Consider the following 21,450-nt stretch of genomic DNA (forward strand, 5'->3'; position numbering starts at 1 on the left):
ACCACGGTCTGAGCCAGAATAGCAGCGGGAGATGATGGTGCGGTACCTCTTTGTTTTCGCGCTCTGTCTTTTCTCCGCTTCACAGGCCTTTCCGTCAAACCCTGCGAATGCACAGACGCAAACGCCACAATCTCCTCAGCTTTCCAGTCGCGCCCATGATGTGCTGCGCCTGCTCCGGGGCGAGACAATAGAGGCAGAGGTATTCGACGAAAATTTCCGCAACGCCGTGCCCCCTGCCCGGTTCCGCGACCTCGTCCGGCAAGTGACGGAACAGCGCGGACCGCCACTGGCCATATCGTCCATCGATGCGCGAAACGGCAATGCGGCTATTCTCAAGATCCGCTACGCACGCTCCATCGCAACCGTCAACATCGACCTTGAGACAGATGCACCCCATCGCATATCGGGACTGCAGCTCACCGGTTTTGAAGCCATTGGCGATACGATCGGCGAAGTCCTGGCGGCGATTGACGCTCTTCCCGGGCGTCAGGGCATATTGATCCAGCCGCTGGATGAGCCCGGCCTGCCCCCCACAGCCGCGCTTGATCCTGATGGACGCTATGCCATCGCCTCAACGGTCAAACTCTATATATTGGCCGAGCTCGACCGGTCGATACAGGCGGGCGAGAGGCAATGGTCCGACGTCGTGCAGCTGGGGCCGAAATCGCATCCGTCCGGTATCAGCCAGAACTGGCCCGACCGGTCACCGGTCACGCTGCACACGCTGGCGACGCTGATGATCTCGATCAGCGACAATAGCGCTACCGACTCATTGATCCGGATCATCGGACAGGATGGTCTGGCCAATATCGTGCGGGCTTCTGGCCACCACAATCCGGACGAACTTCAACCGCTGCTGATGACGCGCCAGGCATCCACCCTGAAAATGCCGGTCCACGCAGAACGGCGCGAACAATATCTGAACGGCAGCCCGGCCGAACGCGAGCAGCTGCTGGCAGAGTTCGACAGCGCCCTGACCCTGGACAGCCTCGATTCCCGCATATTGACCCACAAGCCCCTTTTCATCGATCAGCTGGAATGGTTTGCAAGCCCGGCGGATGTCGTCCGGTTACTCGACTATCTGCGTCTGAACGCAAGCAACGAGGCCCGACAAATATTGGCGATCAACCCCGGTATCGGAAAGGCTGCTGCGGAAAAATGGGAATATTTCGGTTACAAGGGCGGATCGGAACCCGGCGTGCTGTCCCTGAATTTCCTCTTGCGGTCTAAGACAGGGGGGAATTACGCCGTCTCCGTTAACTGGAACGATAAGGAACTGTCGCTGCAGGAAAGCGACCTGCTGTCTCTGACCACGCGCATGGTGAACCTGTTGGCAGAGCAATAGGCGGCAAGCCAGCAGGCTATGCGCCAGCCAGAGCCTCGACCAGCGCCTTCACCTTTTTCTGTCTCCACTGCGGCAGTGGTGCCATCAACCAGTAACCGCGCGACGAGACGCTATCCTCACCAATAATCTCGATCCGGCCCGCCGCCAGATCGCGCTGAACCAGCATTTTCGGCACCCAAGCATAGCCGAAACCATTGGCCGCCGCCTCGATTGCCAGGCCGCCATCGGCCACGCGCATCAGGGTTTCCTCGCCTTCAGAAATCGGGCAGCCGGGCCAGTCGATCTTGTTACCGCCCTTGAAACCCGGCGCGGCGACCTTCACAAACACGGTATCGCCGAGCATCTTGCCCTCATGCTGCCCCGGCCCGTCGCCAAGCCAGATCGCCACATCGAGATTGGCTTCGGTAAAATCGATTTCATTGTCGGCGGCCACCAGCGCGAAACTGGTATCGGGATTATCGGCGGAAAAGACAGACAGGCGCTGGTTGAGCCATTTCTGGGTAAAGTCGCGCGGTGCCGCGATCGTAAGCTTGTGCGACGACTGGCCCGATTGCATGGCCCGGACGGCTTCCTCGAACTGCAGAAAACCGGAGCGCAGGGCATCAAGGCCCGCAGCCGCTTCGTCGGTCAGTTCCAGGCCCTTGGGCGTGCGGCGAAACATCACCACGCCGAGCATATCTTCCAGCGCCCGGATCTGCTGGCCCACAGCCGCCGGTGTCACGGCCAGCTCGTCAGCCGCCTTGGTAAAGCTGAGATGTCGCGCAGCCGCGTCCAGCACCCGCAGCCCGTTGAGTGGCAAATGGGTGCGCTTCATTGTTCGACCGTCGGTTCGGTGAGCGGGAATTGGGGAATGCGGACTTCGAAGGCCGGTGGCGTGCTGCCAACCATGACAAAATACCCTTCCATCGAACCATTTGGCGTATTGAGCGGGCAACCGGAGACATAGTCATGCGATTTCCCTGGCCGGATGACCGGCTGTTCGCCGACCACACCGTCTCCGTCGACCATCTGCATTCCGCCCCGCGCGTCGCTGATCTGCCAATGCCGCGTCAGCAACTGCACCGCCGTGTCGCGATGGTTCTCGATCCGTATGTGATAGGCCCAGAACCAGCGGCTTCCATCAATATCGGACTGTTCCGGAAGGAATGTGACCGATACACGCACGGTCACCCCTTCGGTCGTCTCGGCAAAGGGAAAGAATGATTCCATGAGCATGATATAGAGTTAAAGCCCGACCGACGAAAGGGCCTGATCAAGATCACCGATCAAATCAATCGGATCTTCCAGCCCGACATTGATCCGCAACATATCCTCGGTGATACCGATTTCCACGCGTGCCTCTTCGCCCAGTCCATGGTGGGTGGTCGAGGCCGGGTGGCACATCAGAGACCGGCTGTCGCCAATATTGTTCGAAATATCGATTAAGTTCAATGCGTTGAGTAGAGCGTGCGCCCGGGCCCGGCCACCGCCGACATAGAGCGAAAAGATCGGTCCGGCAGCCTCCATCTGGCTCATCGCCAGATTATGCTGCGGGTGGCTTGGCAGCCCCGGGTGCAATATTTTCTCTACCCGCTGCTCCAAAAACTTGCCCACTTCGACCGCGTTGTTGCTCTGTCGCCGGATGCGCAGATCGAGCGTTTCCAGACCTTTGAGCACAACCCAGGCATTGAACGCGCTCAGGGTCGGCCCGGTGTTGCGGGTAAAGGCAAGCAGCGGGCCTTCGATAAATTCTTCCGTCCCGCAGACTGCCCCAGCAAGAACACGGCCCTGCCCGTCCATCATCTTGGTGGCGCTATAGGCGACCACATCGGCGCCATAGTCCATCGGTCGCTGCAGCACATTGGTGGCAAAAGCATTGTCGACCACGCTGGTGATGCCTTTGGATCGCGCCAGATCACAGACGTTACGGATATCGATCACATCCATTGTCGGGTTGGCCGGCGTCTCGAAAAAGAAGACCTTGGTCTTCGGCGTGATCGCCTTTTCCCAATTCTCGATATCGCGGCCATCAACCACGGTCGTGTCGATGCCGAATTTGGGCAACAGGCTGTCGGTCAGCCAGCGACAGGAACCGAACAGGGCGCGACTGGCGACGACATGATCGCCCGCTTCCAGCTGGCACAACAAGGCCGCGGTCATCGCCGCCATGCCCGATGCGGTGGCGCGGCAGGCTTCCGCGCCTTCCATGATCGCAATCCGCTCTTCCAGCATCTGCACCGTCGGATTTTGCAGGCGGCTGTAGGTCATGCCGTCCTGCTCGCCGTTAAAGCGGGCTGCGGCATCCTCAGCGCAGTCGTAGCTATAGCCAGATGTCAGGAACAGGGCTTCGGATGTCTCGCCAAATTCGCTGCGCATCGTGCCGCTGCGGATCGCCTGCGTCGCCGGACGCCAGTCCTTGGTGATTTCGCGATTTCGCCCGGTATTTCTCTTCATGTCTCTGTCCTAGCCGCCCGTCAGTTGCGCGACAATAGCGTCGCCGATGTCCGTGGTTGATGCCGTGCCGCCAAGATCGTGGCCAAGCACGCCCTGCGCCAGCACCGCAGCAACCGCTGCTTCGATGCGGCTGGCTTCGGCTTCCATGCCGAAACTGTGGCGCAGCATCATCGCTGCCGACAATATCATCGCCGAGGGATTGGCGATCCCCTGCCCGGCGATATCCGGCGCGCTGCCATGGATCGGTTCATAAAGGCCCTGGGTGCCTTCGCCAAGCGAGGCAGAGGCAAGCAGGCCGATCGAACCAACGCACATGCTGGCCTGATCGGACAGAATGTCGCCGAACAGATTGCCGGTCACCACCACGTCAAACTGGCCCGGATTGCGCACCAGCTGCATCGCCGCATTGTCGACATACATATGGCTGAGCTCGACTTCCGGATAATCTGCCGACAGTTCGATCATCACGTCGCGCCACAGCTGCGATGTTTCCAGGACATTGGCCTTGTCGACCGAGCAGAGCCGCTTGCCGCGCCCCATGGCGGTCTTGAAGGCGACATGGCCGATCCGCCGGACTTCGCTCTCGTCATAAGACATGATGTCATAGCCTTCACGCAGGCCATCGGCCGTCTTGCGCATGCCCTTCTCGCCAAAATAGACATCGCCATTCAGTTCCCGGACGATCACTACATCAATGCTACGCGCGATTTCGGGCTTCAGACCGGAGGCATCTTCCATACCCGGAAACATTTTTGCCGGTCGCAAATTGGCAAATGTCTGCATCGCCTTGCGCAGGCCGAGCACCGCCTGTTCAGGGCGCAAGTGGCGTTCGAGAGTATCGCAGGAAGGATCGCCGACCGCGCCGAACAGCACGGCATCGGCGGCCTCCACCAGTTCCAGCGTTTCCGGCGGCAACGGGTGACCGTGTTTGTGATAGGCCACACCGCCGACATCGCCGTGATCGAGACAGAGATCGGGCAAGTCCATCGCTCCCAGCACGCGCAGCGCCTCGACCATGATTTCCTGACCAATGCCGTCACCGGCGAGCACTGCAATATGCATGAGAGTTCCTTCCTGTAATCGCGCCGCTTCCTGCCGAGAATCGCGCGGTTAGGCAACCACCCTTTTCAATCGATCGACCAACACCGTTCGCGCCGCCATCACATCCTTGCGGCGGTCGTCAAAAAAATGGCGCTTCAGGAAGAAGCCGGTGACCCGCAGACCATCGAAAATATCATCCCATTCGGCGTCGGCAGCCCCTTTCAGAAGGGCGGGAAGCGGGAGCAGACGCTGCTTATATTCCTGCCCTGCAAAAGCGCTGACCGCAGTGGCGCTCTTCGGGCTGATATAGACCAGATCCTCCGCTGCTCCCGTCACCGCACATTTGTCCAGCGTCAGACCAAATCCCAGTTCCGAGAGCAACAGCAGTTCATAGCGCACCAGAGCCACTGCCCAGCCCTTTGCAGACGGCGCGCCGCAAATCGCATCCAGCAGCGCCGAGAGAGCTGAATACAGCTGCGGATAACTATGTTCTTCCGGCAGAATAGCCGCCGTCAACGCCGTCACCCAGTCCAGCGCCGCACTCGCCAGCGGCTCTCCCAGGAAGGGGCCCCTGCTAAGCTGCAACTCCGCCGTCATCGAGGCCAGCTGATCTTCGGTTCGCGACCGATAGTCGGCCTGCACGATATTGGAGGGAATCAACACAGGCCGCATCATCCGCGAATGCGCGCCGCGCACATAGCCGGACATCAAGCCATTTTCGGGCGTCAGCGAACGCACCACCGCCCCATGCTCGCCGTGGGAACGAACCGAGCAGATGATGGCGATCGTGCGGAGATTGGGCAATTCAATTTACCGATGGATAGTTTCGACTGGTGTGCAGGATTGCATCAATGAGAATATTGTCGGACTTACCGCCAACGCCGAGGCGATATACCACTATATAGGGCAATCCGGTCACTGATAATTCATATGTGTTTTCAATCCTGCCAACCTTTCCCAACTGTGGAAAGTCAGCAAGTATTTCAATGTTTTGCCGGAGACGTCCAAGAATTCGCAAGGCAACTGCGGGACTGTCCTGCGCTATCCAGTCAAATATATCGTTCAGGTCTCTGACTGCACCGGATGAAAATTCAATCATCTATGCCAAGTGCATTCCAAACTTTGTTTGCTGGATAGATTTCGGCACCCTTGTCGGTATCGTCGATCGACTTTTTGACCTTCGTCCGAAACCAGTCATCATAGCCGGCAGCCGGCTTTTCACCGGTGATAGCAACCTTCGCATTTTCGGCTTTGACCTCTTCGTTCATCCGCAGAGAATATCACGGCATGCAGATTGTAGCAACCAACTCGCTAAGCATGAAAATAGTCGTAAATTTTCTGCGCCACGGTCGCCGACACGCCCGGCGCGCCCTGCAGGTCGTCGAGCGAGGCATTTTTCACCGCTCGCGCCGTGCCAAAATGCAGCAGCAGCGCCTTTTTCCGGGCCGGACCGATTCCGGGCACGTCATCCAGCGAGCTATGGCCGACGGCCTTGGCGCGCCGGGTCCGGTGCGCGCCGATGGCGAACCGATGGGCCTCGTCGCGAAGCCGCTGGAGATAGAAGAGCACCGGGCTGTTCATCGGCAGGTTGATCTGGCGGCCGTCGGGCAAATGGAATGTCTCGCGCCCGGCATTGCGATCCGGGCCTTTCGAGACACCAATCATGACCACATCTTCGACGCCAATTTCCGCCAGAGCTTCACGGGCAGCGCTCATCTGGCCCTTGCCACCGTCGATCAGCACCAAATCGGGCCATTCGCCCTTGTCGCGGTCCGGATCCTCCTTTTGCGCGCGGGAAAAACGCCGTTCGAGCACTTCGCGCATCATCGCAAAATCGTCACCCGGTGCGATATCGGGATTTTTGATGTTGAACTTGCGATAGGCGTTTTTGCGGAAGCCCTCAGGTCCGGCGACAACCATCCCGCCGACCATATTCGTTCCCTGGATATGGCTGTTATCGTAGATTTCGATGCGGTCGGGCACCGCCTCCAGTTCCAGCAGCTCAACCATCTCGCGCATGATCTTGGCCTGCGTGGACGTTTCCGCGAGGCGTCGGGACAGCGCTTCCTCGGCATTGCGGCTGGCCTGTGCGAGTAATTTTCGACGATCCCCGCGCTGCGGCCTGGAAACGCTCACCTTATAATCCGCCTTGGTGCTCAGCGCCTCGGCCAACAGCTCCGCATCCGGCAATTCGCGGTCCAGCAGCACCAGCTTGGGTGGCGGCATCTGCTCATAAAATTGCATCAGGAAGCTGGAAAAGACCTCGTCAATTGCGACATTGCTGGTGTGGGCGGGAAAGAAGCTGCGGTGTCCCCAGTTCTGGCCGCCCCGAATGAAAAAAGCCTGGATGCAGACGCTGGACCCTTCCGACGCCAATGCAAAAATATCCGAGTCCGGCAGCCCCTGCGCGTTGATCGCCTGGCTGCCCTGGATGAAGGTCAGCGCCTTCAGCCGGTCCCGGTAGACCGCCGCCATTTCGAAATCGAGCGCATCAGAGGCTTTTTCCATCGCCTCGCCCAGCTTGTTCTGCACCGCTGTCGATTTGCCGGACAGGAAATCCCGCGCATCCTCGACCAGTTCGGCATAATCCTGCTTGTCGATCCGGTCGACACAGGGCGCCGAGCAACGCTTGATTTGATAGAGCAGACAGGGCCGCGACCGGTTGTTGAAGAAACTGTCGGTGCAACTGCGCAACAGAAAAAGTTTCTGCAGTGCGTTGATCGTCCGGTTCACCGAACCGGCGCTGGCAAAGGGGCCGAAATATTGCCCCTTGGCCCGCTGCGCGCCGCGATGTTTGGTGATGCGGGGAAAATCATGATCCTCGCGCAGCAGGATGAACGGAAAGCTCTTATCATCGCGCAACAGCACATTATAGGCTGGACGAAACTTCTTGATCAGCTGCGCTTCGAGCAACAAGGCCTCTGCCTCGCTGCCGGTGGTGACGATGGTCATCGAACGGGTCTGCGCGACCATACGCATCAGTCGCTGCGGCAGCCGGTTCATCTGCACATAGGCCCCGACGCGCGCCTTGAGCGAGCGCGCCTTGCCGACATAGAGCACGTCACCGCGCTTGTCCTGCATCCGGTAAACGCCCGGCCTTGTCGGCAGGGTATTCAGAACCTCGCGGATTGCCGCCATGCCCGCTTCAAGGTCGGGCGTATCCCCTTCGCCGCGCACGGCATAGGTTGCCTTGTCCTCGTTGAACCGGGACGCGGCATTGGGTTGGTCGGGACGGTCGGCTTTGGACATGGGGCATATCTAGGATGACCGGAAGGGCATTGCCAGTCACAAGATATAATCCTTTCCCGCTTGGCGGGAGAGGATGCAGACTAGTTCAGACTTTTACCGATGTCGCCAATGGCTTTGTCGATCAGGCCCTTGTCGGCTGCTGCATCGTGCCGCGCAGCGATCAGCGATTCCGCAGCCTGTGTCGCAGCGGTTGCCGCCTTGGCACGAACCGCAGCAATTGCGGAGCGTTCGGCAGCTCCGATCTTTTCTTCGGCCATTTTCTTGCGGCGCGCCACCAGTGCCTTGGTTTCCGCCTCGGCTTCCTTGACCAGGATCGCGGCTTCTTTTTCGGCGCTGTCCATCAGCGCTTCGATTTCCGCCTGAGCGCCGGCTGTCTTGGCCTCATATTCGGCTTTCAGCGCTTCGGCTTCCTTGCGCAGATCAGCGGCTTCGTCGAGCGTCTTCTTGATCTCGGCAATCTTGTTGTCCAGCATGCCGCCGACAAGCTTTGGGACTTTCGTCCACAACATGATCGCAAATACGACCAGAACGCCGACCGCAACCCAGAAGGTTGGATCCTTAAGTGGACCGCCAGCGCCTGCGCCCTCTGCCAAAATCGTCAATAGCATATTCTATCTCCTTCAGCAGGCGCTCAGAAAGCCGCCTTGACCGCCTTCTTTGCGTCCGTTGCCGTGACCTTGGCACCGGATACCGTCTTGACGATAGCCTGAGCGGCTTCTGCCGCGACGGCTTCGATTTCTTTCATTGCTTCGCTTTGCGCCGCCTTCAGCGCAGCATCCGCCTCGTCCGCTTTCTTTGCAATCGCGGTATCGGCCCGTTTGATGGCTGCCTCGTTTTTCTTGGCGACCTTGGCTTTGGCTTCGTTGACCTTGCTCACCGCATCGGCCCGCGCATCATTGATGCTCGCGCGATAATCGGCTTCGATCTGCTCAGCCTTGTCCTGCCCGGCCTGCGCCGCAGCAAGGTCGTCGGAGATCCGCTTTTGACGGTCATCAACGGTTTTGCTGATCTTCGGCACCATATTCTTGGCAATGCCAAAATAAATGATTCCGATGACGATCAGCAACCAGAAAAACTGGCTGCCGTAGACTTCCATAAGCTGGCTAATTTGAGGCATTATTCACCCGATGTTTCGAGACGCAAATAGGCAATTTTGGGGCGGGCCGGACGTGCCGGCCCGCCATCAAATCATTCAGCTGCTTCAGCGACCGGAGCTTCTTCAGCTGCTGGCGCTTCAACGGCTGGTGCTTCGACAGCAACAGCTTCAGCCGGGGTTGCTGCTGGTGGTGCGTAGAGAATCATCATGGCAACAGCGAAGGCGATCAGGCCGAGCAATTCAGCAGCAGCAAAGCCGATGAACAGACGTCCCTGCTGGCCGTCAGCCGCAGATGGGTTACGCAGAGCGCCTTCGAGGAAGGATGCGAAAACATTACCAACACCGGATGCAGCAACACCGATACCAATTGCCGCGATACCAGCGCCGATTACTTGTGCAGAAGCGAGATCCATTTTTTAAACTCCGTATTGAAAAATTAGGATTGAAAGTGACTTAGTGAAGATTTTCCGCGTCGCTGATATACAGCGAAGTCAGAAGAGCGAAAACATAGGCCTGGATGGCGCATACCAGAAGTTCCAGTGCGCTGACAAATGCGATGAAGAGAATGCTCAGCAACGCGATGCCCCAGCTGGCGCCGCCCGCATCGATGGCCTGAACCACGAAGCTTGCGAACACCTTGATCAGAATATGCCCGGCAATCATCGCCACGAACAGTCGCAACGCGAGGCTGAACGGACGAACCAGGAACGACAGAAGTTCCACCGAGAAGATCAGCGGCATCATCCACACCGGCGTACCGTGCGGGATGAAAAGGCTGAAAAAGTTGAAGCCATGCTTCCAGAAACCGACAATCAATACGATTGAAAAGCTGATCGCCGCCAACAGACCGGTAACGGTGAACTGGCTGGTGACCGTAAACGGGTGGATGCCGGGAATGATCCCGAACGGCATCATACCGAGAAGATTGGAAAACAGGATGAACATGAACAGGGTGAAGACCCACGGCGTATATTTCTTGCCATTGGGCCCGATGCTGTTGGCGATGATATTGTCGATAAAACCGACAACACCTTCAACCATCACTTGCCAGCGGCCAGGAACCAGTTCCCGCTTCATTCCGCCCATCATGAAAACATAGAGCAACACGAGGACGACAAACATCCACAGTGCGCTGTTTGTGAAATCAATCTGCTGACCGAACAGAGTGAAGCCATCAAAGATGGGCTGCACTTCAAATTGGTGCATTGGATCAATTTTGCCTTCGGTCGCCACTAATATAACCCCTGATCGTCAATCGTCATCATCTGGTAACGCCGTACCGATGTCGTCCACCGGCTGGCTCGAAATCATATAAATCTTCCTGAATGCCACGCCCGCCCCGAGGAGAAAGAACAGCAACAGGAACAATGGCGTCGTTCCCAGCCAGGTGTCAAAAAGCCACCCGAGTAGAAAACCGGCAGCCACGCCCCCGATCAGATAGCTTAGCACCCTCGCGCCGAGCCGCTGACTTTCGTCTGGCCCTTTGTTCCGGTGCCCTGCTTTGATCCGCTCTCTGGTCTGTGCCAATTCCAGTCGCTCTTCCAGCGACGAAACCCGCACATCCTCTTCGAGGGGATCCCGATCAGATTCGCTTGCTGCCATTACAACCCCCTTAAAGCCCCAAATAGCGCCGAAAAGAGCCTTGAACAACAGCAGGCCGACCCGCCAAGGCGCGGTCCGTTTAGGAAAGCAACGTGCCCAAGTCAACAGCAATGCTGCAACGCAGAAACTTGGTTGTTTTGGAGGCCGGATAATCGGCTTGTCCAGACCGAAATTCCGTTCGACAATGCCGGTGCAAGCCAGCCTGACAACCATATTTTGCCTCTCATAGAAACCCGCCCGCTCGCGACCAGCCCTGTCAAAAACATCCCGAGCGAGGCTCCTTCCAACGCCTGCCCCCGTTTTTTCGCCCTTCCCCCCGCGCGATATGCTAGCGCCGTCGGGATCCAGAAGCCGGGAAATATATGTGACCTTTGATCTGAAAAATCTCGACCTGTTCGTCCGCGTGGCTGCGCTGGGAGCGATTGGCAAAGCCGGTGCCGAATTCAATCTTTCGCCGACCAACGCCACCCAGCGAATCCAGGCGCTCGAAAGCGATCTCGGCGTCAAGCTGCTGAACCGGACGACCCGCTCGATATCCCTGACACCCGATGGCGAGATTTTCGTCGACCATGCCAAGCGTATCCTCGATGCCGCCGAAGAGGCGCGACAGGTGCTCTCGCAGTCCACCAATTCGGCATCCGGCCTGCTCCGGGTGACCGCATCGGCGACATTCGGCCGCGCCCATATCGTGCCCTTCCTGTCGGAGTTTCTCGAACGGCATCCCGATGTCACACTCGATCTCAATCTGACCGATGCGGTAATCGATATCGTCGAGCAGGGCTACGAGCTGGCCTTCCGGATCGGCGAACTGGCACCATCATCGCTACTCGCGCAGAAAATCGATGCCAATCCCGAATGGCTGGTTGCCTCGCCGGCCTATCTGGAACGCGCGGGGCGACCGCAAAAGCCGGCGGATCTCGCTGACCACGCTTGCCTGCCGCTGGGCAATATGCGCCATTGGCAGCTGACCGGACCCGATGGCAGGATTCATGACGTTCCAGCAACCGGACCAGTGACCGTCAATCATGGCGAGGCGATGAGCGTGCTCGTCCGCGCCGGCGTCGGAATCGGCATGGCGGCGCTTTGGCATGTCGGCCCCGATATCAGGGCTGGCCGCCTGGTCCATGTGCTGCCCGAATATAGAGTTACGCGCGAACCCGATATCTGGGCCGTGCGGCCGCCGGGACGGGTAATGCCGGCGCGGGTCAAGGCCTTTCTCGATTTCATGCAGCGCCGAATCATCGAGACCAACCGGCAGCGCTACGGTGGATTGACCTGAACGTTTATTTTGTATTTCAAAATAATCAATTTCATATTCAGGAGATAGAACCAATATCCAAAACTGTTATGATCATGCCCAACAGCAAAGGAGCTACTATCATGACTTTGACATCCACAACCCGGGCATCCTCTTCCGACACGATCGACAGCGTGTCGCGAGGCCAGACTATCATCCCTGCCAACGGCGACCGCAACCTGGACAGACTGAATGGCGATCACGACATCACTTATTATGCCAAGCACCGGCACACGGTGAAAGCATTCGATCCGGACCGCAAAATCACCCCGGAAAATGTCGACAAAATTCGCGACCTGCTGCGTTTCAGCCCGTCGAGCACCAATGCCCAGCCGTGGAAGTTCATTCTGGCATCTACCGATGAAGGCAAGGACCGGGTCGCCAAGGCGACCGACACGCTTTATCCGTTCAACAGCCCCTCCATCCGCAACGCGTCGCATGTTGTGGTCTTCGCCAGCCGGCTCGCAATCGAAGAAGACTTTTTGCTGAAGATCCTCGACCAGGAAGAACAGGACGGCCGGTTTGATGCCGATCCGGAAACCTTCCGCGCCCAGATGCACGGCGGCCGCAGCCTGTTTGTCAATCTGCACAAGCAGGATATGAAGGATGTCCAGCACTGGATGGACAAGCAGGTCTATCTGAACATTGGACAGTTCCTGCTCGGCGTTGCGACGCTCGGCATTGACGCAACCCCGATGGAAGGCATTGATACCAAGGCGCTGGACGAGCAATTCGGCCTGCGCGAGCAAGGTTATAACAGCCTCGTCGTGGTCGCTCTGGGTTATAGCGACGAAGAAGCGGACTATAATGCCGGACTGCCCAAATCACGCCTGCCACTTTCCGAAATCCTGACCGAAGTCTGATCCCGATCGGTCGAAAACCAACAGTCAAAGGACACCCGCATAATGACGAAGAAGACTTTCCTTTCGATCGCTACCGCACTCTCCGCGACCTTGGTGACCTGTCCACCGGCGGTCGCGCGAGATGCGGCATCCACGACTGCAGTGGCACCAGTTGCCGAGACCGTCCTGCCCGACGATGTCCAGTGGGGCCCCCTCAACGCCGCCCGCGGCGAGGCCAGCCCGCGGGCCGGCAATCTCTGGGGCGATCGCACCACCCCCGGCGCATCCGGTTTCCTGGTCAAATTCGACGAAGGCTTTGCCTCGCCGCCGCATATTCACAATGTCACCTATCGCGGTCTCGTCATCGAGGGTCTGGTCCACAATGACGATCCCGCCGCCGCCGACATGTGGCTGCCCGCCGGTTCCTACTGGACCCAGCCAGCCGGTGAATCGCATATCACATCCGCCAAGGGAAAAGCCAATCTCGCCTATATCGAGATCGAAGACGGGCCCTATCTGGTCCGGCCATCGGACAAAGCCTTTGATGATGGCGAGCGACCGATCAATGTCCACGAATCCAATATCGTCTGGCTCGATGCATCCGATATCAACTGGCTGGAAAAATCAGCAAGCGCGACAGTCGGCAAAAACCCGCGATTGGCCTTTCTCTGGGGCAGTCCAGAACAGGGCGAACTGCGCGGCGCACTGGTGAAACTGCCGCCCGGCTTTTCCGGCACATTGCAGGGCAATATCTCCCCCTTGCGGGCCGTCGTCATCAAGGGGCAGATTGGCCACGGCCTGACGCAAGACAGCGAAAAGAAAGCTCTGCCGCCCGGCAGCTATTTCGGATCCACCGTTGCGGCGGTCCATGAAATCACGAACATGTCGGACAAGGACAGCATCATCTATATACGCAGCAATGGCCCCTTCACCATCGAGTGACACATCGCCTTTCACCCGCACTTCAAAATGCAGCAACAAGGATATCCCATGACGAAAACGATTCTGATAACCGGCTCGACCGACGGAATTGGCCTGGAAACCGCCAAGGCGCTGAGCAGCGCCGGGCACAATATCCTGCTGCACGGGCGCAGCGCACACAAACTGGCGGCCGCAAAGGCCACGCTTGAGGCTATTCCGGATCACGGGTCCGTAGAGACCTATGTCGCCGACCTGTCGGATATGGCTGCAGTCGCAGCGCTGGCAACAGCGGTCACGGCGCTACACAAACGGATTGATGTGCTGATCAACAATGCCGGGGTTTTCGCTGTTTCCGATGTGCGGACTGCAGATGGCCTTGATATACGCTTCGCGGTCAATACCATCGCTCCCTATCTGCTGACCCGGCGCCTGTTGCCCTTGCTGGAGAAGTCCGCGCGGGTGGTGAACCTGTCCTCGGCGGCCCAGTCACCGGTGGATTGGGATGCTCTGGCCGGACATGCGAACCTGTCCGACAGTGCGGCCTATGGCCAGAGCAAGCTGGCACTCACCATGTGGTCGCGCAGTCTGGCGCAGGAACTTTCATCCGATGGCCCGATAATGGTTGCGGTCAATCCGGGTTCGTTTCTCGGCACCAAGATGGTGAGAGAGGCCTATGGGTCCCAAGGCAATGATGTCGGGATCGGCGTAGAAATCCTGGTACGCGCGTCCCTGTCCGAAGAGTTCGCGGACGCGTCCGGCCTCTATTTCGACAATGACAGCGGCCGGTTTTCCCGCCCTCACCCGGACGCGCTTGACCCGCAGAAATGCGACGAACTGATGCACAGAGTCGACGCGATCCTGCAGAACCTGTCCACCCGATAGAATTTGGCCGCCACCGGGGGAGACAGACGGACTGACCATCATCACCATCAGCATCCGCACAAAATTGACAGCGCGTTTATCCGCTCGCCGTCGCGAAACGCAGAGCGATCGGGGGCCGGGCCGGTGTCGTCCCGGGACACGGTCCCCGCGGATGATGGCCGGCGCGTAGTGACTTGCGCTGTCTGATCAAAATCAGCCGACAGGACTGTTGAGTTTTCAAGCACAAATCTTCAGGAGGCAGCGATGATTTTCGCAACACTTGTTCTGCTGTCACTCGGTCTCGCGATGGATGCCTTTGCTGCAGCCGTCGCCCAGGGCGCAGCCAGTCGCCCCAGCCGATCCACCGCCTTGCGAATGAGCTTTGCTTTCGGTTCGGCCCAGGCGGTCATGCCCCTGTTGGGTTGGGCTTTGGGAATGGCCTTTGCCGCTGTCATGCAATCAGTGGCTCACTGGATTGCGTTCGTGCTCCTGGCGATATTGGGTCTCCGGATGATCCGGGAAGGCCTTGATCGTGATCCGGAGGCCCCCAGCAAGGATCTGACGCTCTGGCCCTTGCTCGTCATGGCGATTGCTACCAGTATCGACGCGGCCGTAGCCGGGATCACCCTGCCCAGTTTTGGCGCGCCGATCCTGCTGGCCTGCCTGCTGATAGGACTGACCACTTCGCTGCTGGTCTACCCCGGTGTCTTTCTGGGCGCACTGCTGGGCACTAGGGTCGGCCAATGGGCCGAGGTGCTGGGTGGATTGATACTGATCAGTCTGGGCGCAAAAATCTTTATTGCCCAACAATATTTTCCAGTTTGATGACAAAAAAAGCGCACCGATCTGATCGGCGCGCTTCTTGTTGTCGTACGGGTTCAATCGCGCTCAGGGGCAGCGCGAATCCCGGACCGGTTCGCTCGCATCGCGAGTGTTCCAGGTTCCTGACGGCGTCTGGTATTTCTCGCCCGGTGCTGTCCGCATGATCAGGTTGCAGCCCGAGGTGAAGGCAAATTGCTCGACCGTCGAATTGGTTTCCTGCGCCTTGCGGGTATAGGCCGCCTTGCGTTTGATATTGATATCCTCGACCAGCGCCTTGATCGCCGGAGATGGCGAAGTCACATAGCCGAGATAGCCGTCCGGCTTTTCACCGATCGCACCCGATGCCCGTGCCGCGGCATAAGCCGGATCGCGCTGTGCAATCGCCGGCACGGCCACCGCTGCGGTTAGAACCAGTCCGCCGACTAGGGCCAAAGCCTTGTTTTTCTTCATATAGTCAAACATTAGAAAATATCCGCTTCCTCGTTGATCAGGTCTTTCGCATCGCCGTCCAGACGATAAACCACTTCCTGCTTGATATTGATATTGAGATTGATCACGATCGGCTTGTCCGGCGCAGTCACCTGCACGCAGGCCGAAAGACCTATCAAGATACCCAAAATCAGGCTGCTGGTGGTTAAGCTCCTCATATTGTGACGAATCGCACCATCTGGACGATCCGTCAATTGACTTGTCTGATAAAGCATCATCGCTTTCCCTCGGCTGAATGGATTATTCATCGTCTTCCAGAAGTTGTACGGCAGCCTTTGCCCGCGCCTCCTGCGCGCGCAACAGCGCGGGCAAATTCTGCCCGACCAGGATTTCCGGTTCATAATAGGATTTGGCGCTGCTCATCAGTTGCATGAATGGCGCCTGGATACGGACATTGAACTCGAGCGGGATACGCGCGAACTGCCGGGTGATGAAATTGCGGCTCGCGTCATCGCCCTGCTGCAGGCCGGCGAATTTCACTTCGGTAATGATCTCGCCGGCAATGTCGCCATCCATTCCGATGGTCAGGTTGCGATATTTGATCGATTTCAGCGCGTTAAACGCGAAATTGGCCATCGTTCCCATATCCTCGTAGCTCAACTCTCCGACGTAGGCGAGCGTGCCGCCGCCTTCGCGCGCGACCAGATAGCCACCGACAATCCGGCCGCCGTCCTGGTCAAACACCATCGGCAGCTTGCCGTCAAAAACGCCGGATGCGGTCAAATTCTCGAAATCAAACTGGGTCAGGAATTGGGCGGCATCCACGCCCTCGACGGTGAACTGCAACCGTCGCTCGGCCTCTTCGCTCAGATCCAGAATCGTCGGTTCCAGATAGAGCTTGCCGCCGGCAAACGGCCATTCGCCCGCCTCCACCTGCAATTTGAAATCGGGGAGCAGGCGATAGCGGATCTGGCCATTGAACACCGCGACACCGGGATTGACCTCGGACAGGCTGACAATCTGCCCCGGCCGGGTTTCCAATGCCAGCAGGTCGGAAAATTCTATCTCCCCGGCCAGACCGGTGACCGGGCCGAAAGCAGCCGCCAGATTCAGGCCGTTGGTCCGGAATGTCCCGCTGCTTTGGACACCGTTTTCTGATGCGTCCCATGCAATGCGGCCAGCCCCGGATATCTCTCCGCGAACATTGGCGATCACACCCAATGTGAGGGAGGTCAACTGTTCAGGCTGCAACCGGTCGTTGAATATCAGCGACTGGACATCGATCAACGCCCTGCCCTCGCTGCTCTGCAGATCATGGGCGATGTCGACGGCGGCAACCGAACTCAGGGTCTCCGGTTCGCGGAGCAGGCCGGTAGCGGTCAGATCATTGCCGTCAAAACCGAGCCTTACATCATTGCTGATCAAGGGCCGGAAGCGCTCCGCCGCTTGCTCGTCACGGACCAGCAGGCTGGCATCGGCGAGGAATTTGCCATCTTCATAGCGCCAGTCACCCTCGATATTCTCCATCAACAACGGCACATTGGCGACCTTGCCCGCCGCACCCTCGATACGCCCGTTGATCGTGCTGCCGAATGCAGCGTTGAGCAGCGCTATGTCGAGCCGGGTCATACTGCCGGCCGTGCCCAGGCGGACGCCGACATTTTCCGCCGTCAGTCCTTTCGCGAGCGAAAAGCCCAGAGCGCCGCTGGTTATGGCCAGCGGCGTGCTGCCGACCGCACCATCCAGCTTGAGCGAGGGAGCGCTGGCTGCGATGTTCACGCCCGATCCGTCACCGGAGACGATGGCGCTGCCCTGCGGACACAGGCGTGCGCTCGTCGGGCCAGCGGTCAGCGATGCCGTGCGCAGGCTGGCAAATTGCAGGTTGATACACTGGCGGAACAGCGCGAAATCGCCATTGCGACTGATACCGCCGCTGACCGGTATCTGCAGTCCGGTAAGCTGACCGCCGCCAAGCGGCCCCGTCAGGATGATCCGCCCGTCAATATTGGTCCCGCCCTGACGCGTTGGCGAAAAGGCCATGGCCGGAACCTTCAGCTGGGCCGAACCGACCTGATAATTGGCCATTTCGAGCCGGCCGGAAAATCCGCGCGACAGGCTGCCGTCGTCGAGCTGCAATCTGGCGCTGGGGAAGCCACCCCCGGCCAGCCGGATGGGACCGTCGGCCAGCATCCTGATATTCTTGTCGGTAAAGACCAGCAACAGCGGATCACTCAGGCTGACCGAAGCGCCGGAACGCGAACGGGCTGCGGCTTCATCAAAAGACAGTGTCGTCCGTTCGGCCGTCCTGGAAAATTTTACGTCACCGGAAATATCAAACCGGCTTCCGGCCTTTCGAACCGCTGTTGCCATCTGGCCCGCAATCGGACCAAGGGGCGTGCCCGCGACAGACGCCGATAGGCTGGCAACCTGCTCCAACCAGCCTTGCGCCACTTGTACGCCGCGGATCTCCGGCTGCCCGGCGAAGCTCGCGGTCATCCGCTCGCCGCCGTAACCCAGCGTAAACGGTCCCCTGATCCGGGAGATATTGGCCTGGCCATAAGGAGACAGCAAACCGCTAGCGGTCATGTCGATTTCACCGCTGCTCTGCTGCAAATCCCCGGTCAGGTCGAGAGTCGCCTTGATTTCCTGACCGCTATAATCGGCAAAGCGAAGCGGCCCGCCTATCAGTCCGATATTTCCGGTCCAGCTCGCCAGGTCGACGCCAAGATCGACCGAGATCCGCGCGGCGAAATCTTCCGCGCTCAATGGAAGATCGCCGCAATTTACAGAAGGCAGTCGCAAAGGCCCCTGCAAATGGGGCTTTCTCGCCCGTATCGTGATTTCGCCGAAGAAAGTCGGTTTCTGCAAGACACAGCCGCCGGTTTCCAGCTTGCTGGCGATGGCAGCAATTTCTCCACTGAAACCATCGTGCAATTCGCCCTGCCCGTTGAGTGCCAGACCAATCGCGCCATAATCGCTGTCGATCCGCAATTTGGCATCTTGCAGACCCAGCCACATATCCGGCAACGCCAGCGGACTGTCATCATCCGGAGCGGAAAATTTGTCGAGCTCGCCAAAGCTGAGCCTGCCATTTTCGACGCGTCCGAACAGTTCCACCCCGCTGGCGCTGACCCAGTTGATACCGACGCCGCCAAGGCTCAGGCTGTTCCCGACTTCGACGAGATCAGCCGTCAGATCCGGCCGCTCCGGGTTTCCGATGACCAGATTGCGAATGACTTGTTTGCGCAGCCCGATTTCATCGATCTCGTAAGTGGCCACGACATCCATCTGCTCGAGCTGCGATTGGACGTAGTTATCGGCCAGCGTTGTGCGACTCACCCACAGGGCAATCAGACCGAGCAGAATCAGAACAAGCAATATTCCGCCGAACAGTCGAAACCGGGAGCGGCGACCGACGGGGTCATTGGCGATTTCTTCTTCCATCGCAGGTGAAATGCAGAAGTCTTCCTTAAGTTGCAATGTACAAGTGTCGGCGCGCGCGGTTTTTCGAGCCGGGCAGGAAATTGGACATTTTCGGTCTGCCATCCCCTAAATAGAGAAGTTCCTGATTTGTTCTGGTATCGGGACGACCATGACCGAAGAACATGGAACCCAGTCAGGCGCTCCAATGCAGGGCAGCGGGCATCGCGCCCGGCTTCGGCATCGTATTCTGTCCGGTCAGGGCAATGGTCTGCACGATCACGAACTGGTTGAATATCTGCTCGCGCTGGCCATTCCGCGCCGCGACACCAAGCCGCTCGCGAAGCAGCTGATCGACGAATTCGGCGGCTTTTCCCGGCTGCTGGTCAGCGATGCCGATGCGTTGCAGAATCTGCCCGGCATGGGCGCAACCAGCGTGGCGGCGCTGAAAATCGTGCAAGTGGCGGCCTTGCGCCTGCTCTCCGAGCCGGTGCGGACCCAGCCGATCCTTTCCAGCTGGCAGGCTTTGCTCGACTATTTGCGCGCCGATATGGCGCATCTCGCCCATGAACGGGTGCGGGTGCTGCATCTCGACAGCAAGAACCGGCTGATCCGCGACGAGCTGGTCAGCGAAGGCTCGATAGACCAGGCGGCCATCTATACCCGCGAGGTAATCAAGCGCGCGCTGGATCTGGGATCAGCCGCGATCATCCTGGTGCACAACCATCCCAGCGGCGACAGCACGCCGAGCCGGCAGGATATTGCGATCACCCGCGACATTTGCGCCGCCGGGGCCACATTGGGCATCGCCGTCCACGATCATATCGTCATCGGCCGCGACGGCCACACGTCTTTCCGGTCAAAGGGGCTGATCTAGCGAACCATCCTGCCTTCAATAGAGGAACATCGGCATGCCTTCGACCTGGATCAGATTGGGCCGATACTGGTTCGCGTCATAAAGTCCCGAGACATTGACTCCCTTGCTGTCTTCCAGCAGCGTTCCGATCGGCACGACGCCGTAATTGCCGTCGGTCAGACAGACCATATTGGCCATCCGGTCCTGCTCGACCAATTGCACCGCCAGCGCGCCAAAGGCAAAACCGACCATCCGGTCCATCGCATCCGGCTCCCCGGCTCGCATCAGATAGGCCAGTTCCTGCACAATCGTCCGCTCGTCGCTGCGCGCCTCGATTTCCCGCGCCAGTTGGGTGCCGATATTCAGACCCGTGCGACTGGTGTTCGATTTGTTGATTTCATCGGCAAAATCGGTTGCCCCGGACAGCTTCGCCCCTTCCGACACCAGACAGATCGCATAGGATTCGGGATTGGCCTCCTTGTCGCCAAGCAGCAAGGGCAGCAGCACGTCCATGTCTGCCGGCACCTCGGCAATCACCGTCCGGTCCGCCTGCGACAGAAAGCCGGACAAAAGCGCGGTTTCGCCCGACCGGCGGCCAAACAATTCTATCACCGCAATCCGTTCGTGGCTCGCCGCCGTCGTCCGCAGCGAGTTGATCGCCTGCACCGATCGGGTGACGGCGGTCGAAAATCCGATGCAATAATCGGTGCCGTAGACATCATTGTCCATCGTCTTGGGGATCGAAATGACGTTGCGCCCGAGACTGGACAAATAGGCGGAGAAGCGCAGCGTGCCATCTCCCCCCATGGTAATCAGCACATCGACCGCGAGCGCATCCAGCACGTCGAGCGCCTTTTGCGTCTGGTCCCCTTCATCGGTCACCCGCGGATCACAGCGGGAACTGTGCAATATCGTACCGCCCTGGCGGTCGATACCGCGAACCCGGTCCTTGTCGAGCATCATCACGCTATTTTCATTGGCCCAGGGATCGGCAGGGTCGATTTCCAGCACCCCTTCCCAGCCGCGACGCAATCCGACCACATCCCAGCCGCGCTGCCAGGCCGATGTGGCAATCGACTGGATGCAGGGGTTGAGCCCCGGGACATCGCCGCCGCCGGTGAGCACTGCTAATCGCATTTTATTCTCCCTGTTTCCGCGGCTGCATTGCCGACTCAATTCGTAGGTGCTAGCGGGACCGCAAATCAAGGCAATTCATTGCCGCAATCATCCTCTTTG

Annotated in this window: 23 protein-coding genes and 1 pseudogene; 7 read left to right on the forward strand and 17 right to left on the reverse strand. The window is 58.8% G+C overall.

Annotated elements, in window-relative coordinates; genetic code table 11:
- Positions 1–31 precede the first annotated feature (31 nt).
- Entirely contained in the window at positions 32–1,345 is a 1,314-nt protein-coding gene (locus SPHFLASMR4Y_RS05815) for a serine hydrolase (protein ID WP_089132716.1), read from the forward strand.
- A 16-nt stretch (positions 1,346–1,361) separates the two neighbouring features.
- Here SPHFLASMR4Y_RS05815 and SPHFLASMR4Y_RS05820 read toward each other — a convergent pair whose 3' ends face one another.
- From SPHFLASMR4Y_RS05820 to SPHFLASMR4Y_RS05875, 13 genes and pseudogenes are all read right to left on the reverse strand, one after another.
- Positions 1,362–2,159, reverse strand: a complete 798-nt coding sequence (locus SPHFLASMR4Y_RS05820; protein WP_089132717.1) for a LysR family transcriptional regulator — start codon at positions 2,157–2,159, stop codon at positions 1,362–1,364.
- On the reverse strand, positions 2,156–2,554 hold the full coding sequence (gene apaG, locus SPHFLASMR4Y_RS05825) for a Co2+/Mg2+ efflux protein ApaG (protein ID WP_089134709.1): 399 nt from the start codon (positions 2,552–2,554) through the stop codon (positions 2,156–2,158). The genes SPHFLASMR4Y_RS05820 and apaG overlap by 4 nt, the downstream gene beginning before the upstream one ends.
- A gap of 15 nt (positions 2,555–2,569) precedes the next feature.
- Positions 2,570–3,778: a trans-sulfuration enzyme family protein gene (locus tag SPHFLASMR4Y_RS05830; RefSeq protein WP_089132718.1), complete on the reverse strand. Its 1,209-nt coding sequence runs from the start codon at positions 3,776–3,778 to the stop codon at positions 2,570–2,572.
- Positions 3,779–3,787: 9 nt separating this feature from the next.
- Positions 3,788–4,840, reverse strand: coding sequence for a 3-isopropylmalate dehydrogenase (gene leuB, locus SPHFLASMR4Y_RS05835; protein WP_089132719.1), 1,053 nt, complete (start codon positions 4,838–4,840; stop codon positions 3,788–3,790).
- A gap of 48 nt (positions 4,841–4,888) precedes the next feature.
- Entirely contained in the window at positions 4,889–5,623 is a 735-nt protein-coding gene (gene recO / locus SPHFLASMR4Y_RS05840) for a DNA repair protein RecO (RefSeq protein ID WP_089132720.1), read from the reverse strand.
- Between the two features lies 1 nt (position 5,624).
- On the reverse strand, positions 5,625–5,918 hold the full coding sequence (locus SPHFLASMR4Y_RS05845; RefSeq protein ID WP_089132721.1) for a type II toxin-antitoxin system RelE/ParE family toxin: 294 nt from the start codon (positions 5,916–5,918) through the stop codon (positions 5,625–5,627).
- Positions 5,911–6,087, reverse strand: a complete 177-nt coding sequence (locus SPHFLASMR4Y_RS17035; RefSeq protein WP_186266052.1) for a hypothetical protein — start codon at positions 6,085–6,087, stop codon at positions 5,911–5,913. The genes SPHFLASMR4Y_RS05845 and SPHFLASMR4Y_RS17035 overlap by 8 nt, the downstream gene beginning before the upstream one ends.
- A gap of 43 nt (positions 6,088–6,130) precedes the next feature.
- On the reverse strand, positions 6,131–8,068 hold the full coding sequence (gene uvrC, locus SPHFLASMR4Y_RS05850; RefSeq protein WP_089132722.1) for an excinuclease ABC subunit UvrC: 1,938 nt from the start codon (positions 8,066–8,068) through the stop codon (positions 6,131–6,133).
- An 80-nt stretch (positions 8,069–8,148) separates the two neighbouring features.
- Positions 8,149–8,676, reverse strand: a complete 528-nt coding sequence (locus SPHFLASMR4Y_RS05855; RefSeq protein ID WP_089132723.1) for a F0F1 ATP synthase subunit B — start codon at positions 8,674–8,676, stop codon at positions 8,149–8,151.
- A gap of 23 nt (positions 8,677–8,699) precedes the next feature.
- Complete coding sequence (locus SPHFLASMR4Y_RS05860) at positions 8,700–9,185, reverse strand: ATPase (RefSeq protein WP_089132724.1); 486 nt, start codon at positions 9,183–9,185, stop codon at positions 8,700–8,702.
- A gap of 173 nt (positions 9,186–9,358) precedes the next feature.
- Positions 9,359–9,577: pseudogene (locus SPHFLASMR4Y_RS05865) on the reverse strand (F0F1 ATP synthase subunit C); the annotation flags it as partial.
- A 40-nt stretch (positions 9,578–9,617) separates the two neighbouring features.
- The gene (locus tag SPHFLASMR4Y_RS05870) at positions 9,618–10,370 is read right to left on the reverse strand and encodes a F0F1 ATP synthase subunit A (RefSeq protein ID WP_089134710.1); all 753 of its coding nucleotides are present in this window, start codon (positions 10,368–10,370) and stop codon (positions 9,618–9,620) included.
- Between the two features lie 45 nt (positions 10,371–10,415).
- The gene (locus SPHFLASMR4Y_RS05875) at positions 10,416–10,979 is read right to left on the reverse strand and encodes an AtpZ/AtpI family protein (RefSeq protein ID WP_089132726.1); all 564 of its coding nucleotides are present in this window, start codon (positions 10,977–10,979) and stop codon (positions 10,416–10,418) included.
- 151 nt (positions 10,980–11,130) lie between these two features.
- On the opposite strand from SPHFLASMR4Y_RS05875, the gene SPHFLASMR4Y_RS05880 reads away from it, so the two are divergent.
- The 5 genes from SPHFLASMR4Y_RS05880 to SPHFLASMR4Y_RS05900 all read left to right on the forward strand — a co-directional run bounded on the left by SPHFLASMR4Y_RS05880 (position 11,131) and on the right by SPHFLASMR4Y_RS05900 (position 15,512).
- Complete coding sequence (locus SPHFLASMR4Y_RS05880; RefSeq protein ID WP_089132727.1) at positions 11,131–12,045, forward strand: LysR family transcriptional regulator; 915 nt, start codon at positions 11,131–11,133, stop codon at positions 12,043–12,045.
- Positions 12,046–12,146: 101 nt separating this feature from the next.
- On the forward strand, positions 12,147–12,926 hold the full coding sequence (gene nfsB, locus SPHFLASMR4Y_RS05885) for an oxygen-insensitive NAD(P)H nitroreductase (protein WP_089134711.1): 780 nt from the start codon (positions 12,147–12,149) through the stop codon (positions 12,924–12,926).
- Positions 12,927–12,968: 42 nt separating this feature from the next.
- Complete coding sequence (locus SPHFLASMR4Y_RS05890) at positions 12,969–13,847, forward strand: DUF4437 domain-containing protein (protein WP_089132728.1); 879 nt, start codon at positions 12,969–12,971, stop codon at positions 13,845–13,847.
- Positions 13,848–13,895: 48 nt separating this feature from the next.
- Complete coding sequence (locus SPHFLASMR4Y_RS05895) at positions 13,896–14,708, forward strand: SDR family NAD(P)-dependent oxidoreductase (RefSeq protein WP_089132729.1); 813 nt, start codon at positions 13,896–13,898, stop codon at positions 14,706–14,708.
- A 243-nt stretch (positions 14,709–14,951) separates the two neighbouring features.
- Positions 14,952–15,512, forward strand: coding sequence for a manganese efflux pump MntP family protein (locus SPHFLASMR4Y_RS05900; RefSeq protein WP_089132730.1), 561 nt, complete (start codon positions 14,952–14,954; stop codon positions 15,510–15,512).
- A 63-nt stretch (positions 15,513–15,575) separates the two neighbouring features.
- On the opposite strand, the gene SPHFLASMR4Y_RS05905 is transcribed toward SPHFLASMR4Y_RS05900, so the two are convergent.
- The 3 genes from SPHFLASMR4Y_RS05905 to SPHFLASMR4Y_RS05915 all read right to left on the reverse strand — a co-directional run bounded on the left by SPHFLASMR4Y_RS05905 (position 15,576) and on the right by SPHFLASMR4Y_RS05915 (position 19,382).
- Complete coding sequence (locus SPHFLASMR4Y_RS05905) at positions 15,576–15,971, reverse strand: YdbL family protein (RefSeq protein ID WP_260807088.1); 396 nt, start codon at positions 15,969–15,971, stop codon at positions 15,576–15,578.
- Positions 15,971–16,126: a YnbE family lipoprotein gene (locus tag SPHFLASMR4Y_RS05910; protein ID WP_260807089.1), complete on the reverse strand. Its 156-nt coding sequence runs from the start codon at positions 16,124–16,126 to the stop codon at positions 15,971–15,973. Before SPHFLASMR4Y_RS05910 ends, SPHFLASMR4Y_RS05905 begins: the two co-directional genes overlap by 1 nt.
- A gap of 112 nt (positions 16,127–16,238) precedes the next feature.
- The gene (locus SPHFLASMR4Y_RS05915; RefSeq protein WP_186266053.1) at positions 16,239–19,382 is read right to left on the reverse strand and encodes a YdbH domain-containing protein; all 3,144 of its coding nucleotides are present in this window, start codon (positions 19,380–19,382) and stop codon (positions 16,239–16,241) included.
- A 148-nt stretch (positions 19,383–19,530) separates the two neighbouring features.
- On the opposite strand from SPHFLASMR4Y_RS05915, the gene radC reads away from it, so the two are divergent.
- Complete coding sequence (radC, locus tag SPHFLASMR4Y_RS05920; RefSeq protein WP_186266054.1) at positions 19,531–20,235, forward strand: RadC family protein; 705 nt, start codon at positions 19,531–19,533, stop codon at positions 20,233–20,235.
- Positions 20,236–20,250: 15 nt separating this feature from the next.
- On the opposite strand, the gene SPHFLASMR4Y_RS05925 is transcribed toward radC, so the two are convergent.
- On the reverse strand, positions 20,251–21,351 hold the full coding sequence (locus SPHFLASMR4Y_RS05925) for a 6-phosphofructokinase (RefSeq protein ID WP_089132733.1): 1,101 nt from the start codon (positions 21,349–21,351) through the stop codon (positions 20,251–20,253).
- Positions 21,352–21,450: the final 99 nt, after the last annotated feature.

The organism is Sphingorhabdus sp. SMR4y (assembly GCF_002218195.1).
Lineage (GTDB): Bacteria > Pseudomonadota > Alphaproteobacteria > Sphingomonadales > Sphingomonadaceae > Parasphingorhabdus.

Bases quoted from the DNA above. Each gene is read 5' to 3' on its own strand.
- SPHFLASMR4Y_RS05915 (WP_186266053.1), bottom strand. From the start codon at position 19,382: ATGGAAGAAGAAATCGCCAATGACCCCGTCGGTCGCCGCTCCCGGTTT.
- SPHFLASMR4Y_RS05855 (WP_089132723.1), bottom strand. From the start codon at position 8,676: ATGCTATTGACGATTTTGGCAGAGGGCGCAGGCGCTGGCGGTCCACTT.
- SPHFLASMR4Y_RS05870 (WP_089134710.1), bottom strand. From the start codon at position 10,370: ATGCACCAATTTGAAGTGCAGCCCATCTTTGATGGCTTCACTCTGTTC.
- leuB (WP_089132719.1), bottom strand. From the start codon at position 4,840: ATGCATATTGCAGTGCTCGCCGGTGACGGCATTGGTCAGGAAATCATG.
- SPHFLASMR4Y_RS05875 (WP_089132726.1), bottom strand. From the start codon at position 10,979: ATGGTTGTCAGGCTGGCTTGCACCGGCATTGTCGAACGGAATTTCGGT.
- SPHFLASMR4Y_RS05815 (WP_089132716.1), top strand. From the start codon at position 32: ATGATGGTGCGGTACCTCTTTGTTTTCGCGCTCTGTCTTTTCTCCGCT.
- uvrC (WP_089132722.1), bottom strand. From the start codon at position 8,068: ATGTCCAAAGCCGACCGTCCCGACCAACCCAATGCCGCGTCCCGGTTC.
- SPHFLASMR4Y_RS05925 (WP_089132733.1), bottom strand. From the start codon at position 21,351: ATGCGATTAGCAGTGCTCACCGGCGGCGGCGATGTCCCGGGGCTCAAC.
- SPHFLASMR4Y_RS05830 (WP_089132718.1), bottom strand. From the start codon at position 3,778: ATGAAGAGAAATACCGGGCGAAATCGCGAAATCACCAAGGACTGGCGT.
- SPHFLASMR4Y_RS05895 (WP_089132729.1), top strand. From the start codon at position 13,896: ATGACGAAAACGATTCTGATAACCGGCTCGACCGACGGAATTGGCCTG.
- SPHFLASMR4Y_RS05860 (WP_089132724.1), bottom strand. From the start codon at position 9,185: ATGCCTCAAATTAGCCAGCTTATGGAAGTCTACGGCAGCCAGTTTTTC.
- SPHFLASMR4Y_RS05905 (WP_260807088.1), bottom strand. From the start codon at position 15,971: ATGTTTGACTATATGAAGAAAAACAAGGCTTTGGCCCTAGTCGGCGGA.
- SPHFLASMR4Y_RS05845 (WP_089132721.1), bottom strand. From the start codon at position 5,918: ATGATTGAATTTTCATCCGGTGCAGTCAGAGACCTGAACGATATATTT.
- apaG (WP_089134709.1), bottom strand. From the start codon at position 2,554: ATGGAATCATTCTTTCCCTTTGCCGAGACGACCGAAGGGGTGACCGTG.
- SPHFLASMR4Y_RS05900 (WP_089132730.1), top strand. From the start codon at position 14,952: ATGATTTTCGCAACACTTGTTCTGCTGTCACTCGGTCTCGCGATGGAT.
- radC (WP_186266054.1), top strand. From the start codon at position 19,531: ATGACCGAAGAACATGGAACCCAGTCAGGCGCTCCAATGCAGGGCAGC.
- SPHFLASMR4Y_RS17035 (WP_186266052.1), bottom strand. From the start codon at position 6,087: ATGAACGAAGAGGTCAAAGCCGAAAATGCGAAGGTTGCTATCACCGGT.
- SPHFLASMR4Y_RS05890 (WP_089132728.1), top strand. From the start codon at position 12,969: ATGACGAAGAAGACTTTCCTTTCGATCGCTACCGCACTCTCCGCGACC.
- nfsB (WP_089134711.1), top strand. From the start codon at position 12,147: ATGACTTTGACATCCACAACCCGGGCATCCTCTTCCGACACGATCGAC.
- SPHFLASMR4Y_RS05820 (WP_089132717.1), bottom strand. From the start codon at position 2,159: ATGAAGCGCACCCATTTGCCACTCAACGGGCTGCGGGTGCTGGACGCG.